At 54.8% G+C, this 5,250-nt stretch carries 5 protein-coding genes; 3 read left to right on the top strand and 2 right to left on the bottom strand.

The annotated features are described in order from the left end of the window. Nucleotides 1–1,830: aldehyde ferredoxin oxidoreductase family protein (locus VAE48_RS17200; protein WP_322794568.1), on the top strand; the 1,830-nt coding region annotated here is incomplete at its 5' end. Between the two features lie 9 nt (nt 1,831–1,839). Beyond that, nucleotides 1,840–2,073 (top strand): MoaD/ThiS family protein, encoded by a 234-nt coding sequence (locus tag VAE48_RS17195; RefSeq protein ID WP_322794567.1) that lies wholly within the window; start codon nt 1,840–1,842, stop codon nt 2,071–2,073. A gap of 198 nt (nt 2,074–2,271) precedes the next feature. Here VAE48_RS17195 and VAE48_RS17190 read toward each other — a convergent pair whose 3' ends face one another. Next, on the bottom strand, nt 2,272–3,243 hold the full coding sequence (locus tag VAE48_RS17190; RefSeq protein WP_322794566.1) for a glycoside hydrolase family 130 protein: 972 nt from the start codon (nt 3,241–3,243) through the stop codon (nt 2,272–2,274). Beyond that, nucleotides 3,240–4,295: a LacI family DNA-binding transcriptional regulator gene (locus tag VAE48_RS17185; protein WP_322794565.1), complete on the bottom strand. Its 1,056-nt coding sequence runs from the start codon at nt 4,293–4,295 to the stop codon at nt 3,240–3,242. Before VAE48_RS17185 ends, VAE48_RS17190 begins: the two co-directional genes overlap by 4 nt. 403 nt (nt 4,296–4,698) lie before the next feature. Here VAE48_RS17185 and VAE48_RS17180 point away from each other — a divergent pair. Beyond that, nucleotides 4,699–5,250: LacI family DNA-binding transcriptional regulator (locus VAE48_RS17180; RefSeq protein WP_322794564.1), on the top strand; the 552-nt coding region annotated here is incomplete at its 3' end.

Raw genomic sequence — 5,250 nt, 5'->3', positions numbered from 1 at the left:
CCGGACGATGCTTTTTACCGAAAGTACGGCGGCGGCAGCGCGATGGGCTTGTACTATATTTTGAAGTTGACCCCGCCGGGCAGCGACCCGCTGGGCCCGCAAAACACGCTCACTTTCTTCACCGGCATTCCAACCGGTTTGCCAGTTTCCGGCCAGTCCCGCATTTGCATCAATGCCCGTTCTCCAATCAGCCTTGCGATTGGGGACAGCCAGGGGGGTGGATTTTTCCCGGCCGCTTTAAAACACGCCGGATTTGATGGAATTGTGGTTCAGGGAAGAGCCGATCAGCCGGTTTATCTGTACCTGCATGACGGGCAGGCCGAAATTCGGGATGCAGAACATCTGTGGGGGTTGACGACCGGCGAGGCGGAAGAACGAATCAAAACCGAGCTGGGTGATCCCAAACTGGAAGTTCTCCAAATTGGACCGGCCGGTGAAAAATTGAACCTGCTCGCGGCGGTGATGAACATGCACAACCGCGCCAATGGGCGAACGGGCATGGGCGCGGTCATGGGATCCAAAAACCTTAAAGCCATTGTGGTGAAGGCCGCTCGCAAAAGCGAAGCGGTTGACAAAGCCACCCTGGCCTCTTTACAACGGTTAGGCAGCAAATCCATTGATCAATACCCGGATGTTAAAGGTCTGATGCTGAACGGGACGGCGGACGTGGTGGCTTTCCAAAATTCGATTGGTTCCCTGCCCACCTACAATTACAATCAGGGCGATTTTGATCAGTTTGAAGCCATTTGCGGCGACCGCATGACCGATACCATCCTCAAAGGGAATGACACCTGCTTTGCCTGTACCGTCCGCTGCAAAAGGGTGGTAGAAACCGAGTACAAAGGACGCAAAGTACTGCCCACCTACGGCGGCCCGGAATATGAAACGATCAGCACAACCGGCAGTTATTGCGGAATCAGCGACCTGAACGCGATTGCCCTGGCCAGTCAGTTGTGCAACATGTACGGCCTGGATACGATTGGCACCGGCGCAACCATTGCCTTTGCAATGGAATGCTTTGAAAACGGGGTTTTATCGCTCAGCGATACGGATGGAATTGAGCTGCGTTTTGGAAATGCGGATGCCATGCTGACGATGATTGAAAAAATTGGCAGGCGGGAGGGCTTTGGCGCGGTACTGGCCGATGGTTCGGCTCGCGCTGCCGAGCGGATTGGAAGAAACAGCCATCGCTATCTGGTCACCACCAAAAATACTGAACTGCCCGCCCACATCCCGCACGCCAAGAAAACCCTTGGGGTGATTTACGCGGTCAATCCGTTTGGCGCTGACCATCAATCCTCCGAGCATGATCCGATGTACGAAGAAGGAGGATTTGACCATTATTATCAACGCCTTGCCCTGCTGGGGCTGCATCAACCCCAAAAACCGGGTTCTATGAATGAAGAAAAAATCCGCTTTGCCTACCTGAGTGAGTGTTTTTACTCCGCGCTGGATAGTTATTCCCTGTGTCAGTTTGTGTGGGGACCTTCCTGGCAGCTGTTCGGTCCGCGGGAAATGGCGCAAATGCTGAGCGCCGCCACGGGCTGGGAGGTGAGCGTCGAAGAAATCCTCCAGGTTGGGGAACGGCGCTTGAATATGATGCGCGCTTTTAATGCGCGCGAAGGCTTCACCCGCAAGGAAGATACCCTGCCCGCCAAGTTCGAAAAACCGATGAAGGGCAGCGGACCGACTGCCGGGGTTGCCTACCCCTCTCGGGATTTGGAGAATTACAAAACCATTTATTACACGCTGGCCGGCTGGGATGTTGAAACCGGCAATCCAACCGCGGGGAAATTGCGCGAACTGGGGTTGGAGTGGATCGTGGAATAGACTTGTTTAATGAAGGTTCGGGTCATTCTCCACTCCTATCTTCGTGAAAAGCTGCCCCCCGAAAGGTTGGGCCGGGCAGAAATGGAGCTGCCGCCGGAAAGCCGCGTGGGTGATTTGTTCGCTCAATTAGGCATCTCCCAGCCGGTTGCATGGTCATTGAACGGCCGTTTGGAGCGGGATTTAAGCCTGATGTTAAAGGACGGCGATGAAGTGCGCGTCTTTCGTCCGGGCGCCGGCGGGTGAGCGTGCCCAGCAGGGCGGTGAAGGGTATGATTAGAGGCGGTGGGTTGGTCATCCGTGCCGGTTTTGTTTGATGCGTTCTTCCACCTGCAGCGCCACGCTGCAAAGGGGGTCAAAAACACGGCTTGCAACGGGTAGGGGATGTTGCAAGCCGTGAACTTTACAGGCCGGGGCAGGGGAGGTGTGGCTCCTGGCTGGCTTTCAAGCCTCGCTGGTGGATTTGACAAAATCCAGCACCTCACTGAGGTAAGCAAACGCCAGAGCGGTTACCGTATCAGCTGCGCCGTAATAGACAGCCAGTCGGTCGGTAGGGGGGTCGTAGAGTGCGGCGCAGGGGAAAACCACATTTGGAACGTCACCCACGCATTCATACAGGGTTTGGGGGGACATCAAATAAGGGCCGCCGCGGGCAATCACTTTCCAGGGCTGATCCAGATCGAGCAGGGCTGCCCCGCAGGAATAGACAAATCCATTGCAGGAGGTCAAAACGCCGTGGTAAATCAACAGCCAGCCCTCGCGGGTTTCAATGGGAATTGGGCCGGCGCCGATTTTGGTACTTTGCCAGCCACCTTTGGGGCTCATCACAAAGCGATGTTGTCCCCAGTGGATCATATCCGGGCTCTGGCTGATGAAGATATCTCCAAAGGGTGTGTGACCGCGGTCGCTGGGGCGGCTGAGCATGACATAGCGGCCATTGATCTTACGGGGAAAGAGCACCCCATTGCGGTTGTAGGGCAGGAAAGCATTTTCCAAAAAATGGAAGGATTTGAAATCGTGCGTGTAGCCAACACCGATGGTCGGGCCATGGTAACCGTTGCACCAGGTGATATAGTAGCGGTCTTCCAACCAGACCACCCGCGGGTCATAGCGGTGTTCAAAAAGGGCCAGTTCCACCTCGCCGGTCAGCCAGTGGATCGGCTCATCATTCAATTGCCAGTTGAATCCATCTCGGCTGAAACCGCTGTGCAGGTTCATCTCGCGCTTCCTGTTGTCGCAGCGAAAGACACCCGCAAAACCCCCTTCAAAGGGGACTACTGCGCTGTTGAAGATACTGTTCGAGGATGGAATCAGGTTGCGGGGAATGATCGGATTGCGGCTGTACCGCCACATCACATCCGAACAGCCCGGGGGGCGATCCTCCCACGGGATGTTGGGCAGAGCAGGTGCGTTCATGGTTTGAGGACCTCCTCTTGTGGGGGTAGGGGCTTCACCGATTCGCGCTCGACCAGATAAGGGTGGATCAGCAGGGTCATGCGGGCTGAGTCGGGATTTAGCCGGCGCAGCTCCAGCAACTCCACCGCTGCCCGCCCCATGGCTACCGTATCCACGTGCAGGGTGGTCAGGGCCGGATGAGTGTTAGTCGCGATGTAGGTATCATCGTAGCCCACAACCGAAAGATCATCCGGCACGCGCCGCCCCACACTTTGAGCAGCCCGGATAGCGGTACTGGCGATTTCGTCATTTATGCAAAAGAGGGCAGTAATTTGGGGATGGTTCCTGAGCAGGGCTGCGGTTTCATCAAATCCTTTCGTGCGGGTGATGTTGAAACTGGCCAGGTAGGTATGAGAAATCCCGTGTTCCTTGAGCGCGCGCAAATAGCCGTTGCGCCGGTCAAGCAGACTGGGGTAGCAATGTTCATCACCGCCGATCAGCCCAATGTGTCGGTGGCCTTTCTCCAGCAGATACTCGATGGCTTGATAAGCCGCATGAAAATTATCCGAAACCACGGCATCGTAATGGTCGCGGGCGGCGTAACCATCCACCAGTACCACCGGAGCGGGATACTGGGTCAGCCCGTCGAGAAACGCTTCGCTGGCATAAATGCCAACCAGCAGCAGTCCATCGGCATTACCGTTGGTGACGCTCTGCCCGGGAGGTTGCAGGGGATGATTGTTTTCATCCACTGGCAGCGAGGCGAACAACAAATTAATCCCTTTCCGGCGGCAGGCATCCTCGATGCCCACAATGACCTTGGAATAAAAGGGGTTGGCTTGAGGAGCCTGGCCGGGATCGAGCTTGACCAGCATGCGCAGGGTGGAAAGGCGGCTTTGCGTAGCATCTGTAAACGAATGGGGCGGGGAATACCCCAGGCTGGCTGCGACGCTCAGGACCCGTTCACGGGTATCGCGGGCAACGCCGGGGCGGTTATTCAAAACCAGTGAAACGGTCGAAATCGAAACGCCGGCACGGTGGGCAATCTCGGTAATTTTTACTTTTTTGGTCATGGAGAGATATCTACCAGAGAAAAAAATCGAAAGATTTTAATCATTTTATCGCGAAAACCAATAAAGTCAAGACGTAATTGCGAAATATTTTTATAAAAGTTTTTATAACCATCGTTTGGCTTTAAAGATGGTGAAAAAGTTAAAGTTTCTGCGGGTTGAAAGGGTTCTATCCGTTCAAAATACAGCCTGTAGGATGGTCAAAAATGTGAACAGGTACTCATCGGGGATGAAAATGGAGAGAAATGCCAGGTCTTTAGTAAATCTTAAAATTTTAAAAGACATAATTCAAAAATAACTAATTGACAAATGTTCATAATTTTCCTATAATGAAATTGATTGGGAGCGCTTCCAACATCATCGTCTCCCAGCCTCGTTCCCCGTATTCCTTTTCAAGCGATCCGTTATGCCCAATCTGACTCTGGAAGACATTGCCCGTCAGGCAGGTGTATCTCGCTCTACCGTTTCGCGCGTCCTCAATGACCATCCCAATGTGCGCGAGGAAGTGCGTCAGCGCGTATTGGAGGTGATTCGCCAGACCGGATTTCATCCCAATGCTGCCGCCCGCACCCTGGCGTCGCAACGGTCGCTCATGCTCGGCCTGGTGCTGCCGCGCAGTGTCAGTTCCTTTTTCGGTGACCCGTATTTTCCCCGGCTCACGCAGGGGATTGCTCAGGCGTGCAATCATTTCAACTACTCGCTTGCCCTCTTTCTGGTCGGCAGCTCCGAGGATGAGGCCAAAATTTACCCGCGCATCTCGCGGCGCGGGATGCTGGACGGCGTCCTGCTCCAGTCCGGGCAGATTGGTGATCAACTGATGGACCGCTTGCTGGCTTCCAACATCCCTCTGGTTGTCATCGGCCGGCCCTTCCATGCCGACGGGGTGAGTTTTGTGGACGTGGATAATGTCAATGCGGCTTACAACGCCGTCAGCCACCTGATTCGGCTGGGATACCAG

Source organism: Bellilinea sp. (assembly GCF_034432615.1).
Classification (GTDB): domain Bacteria; phylum Chloroflexota; class Anaerolineae; order Anaerolineales; family Anaerolineaceae; genus Bellilinea.
The sequence above is the reverse complement of the archived record's forward strand: the minus strand, read 5'-3'. Positions and strand labels throughout refer to the sequence as shown.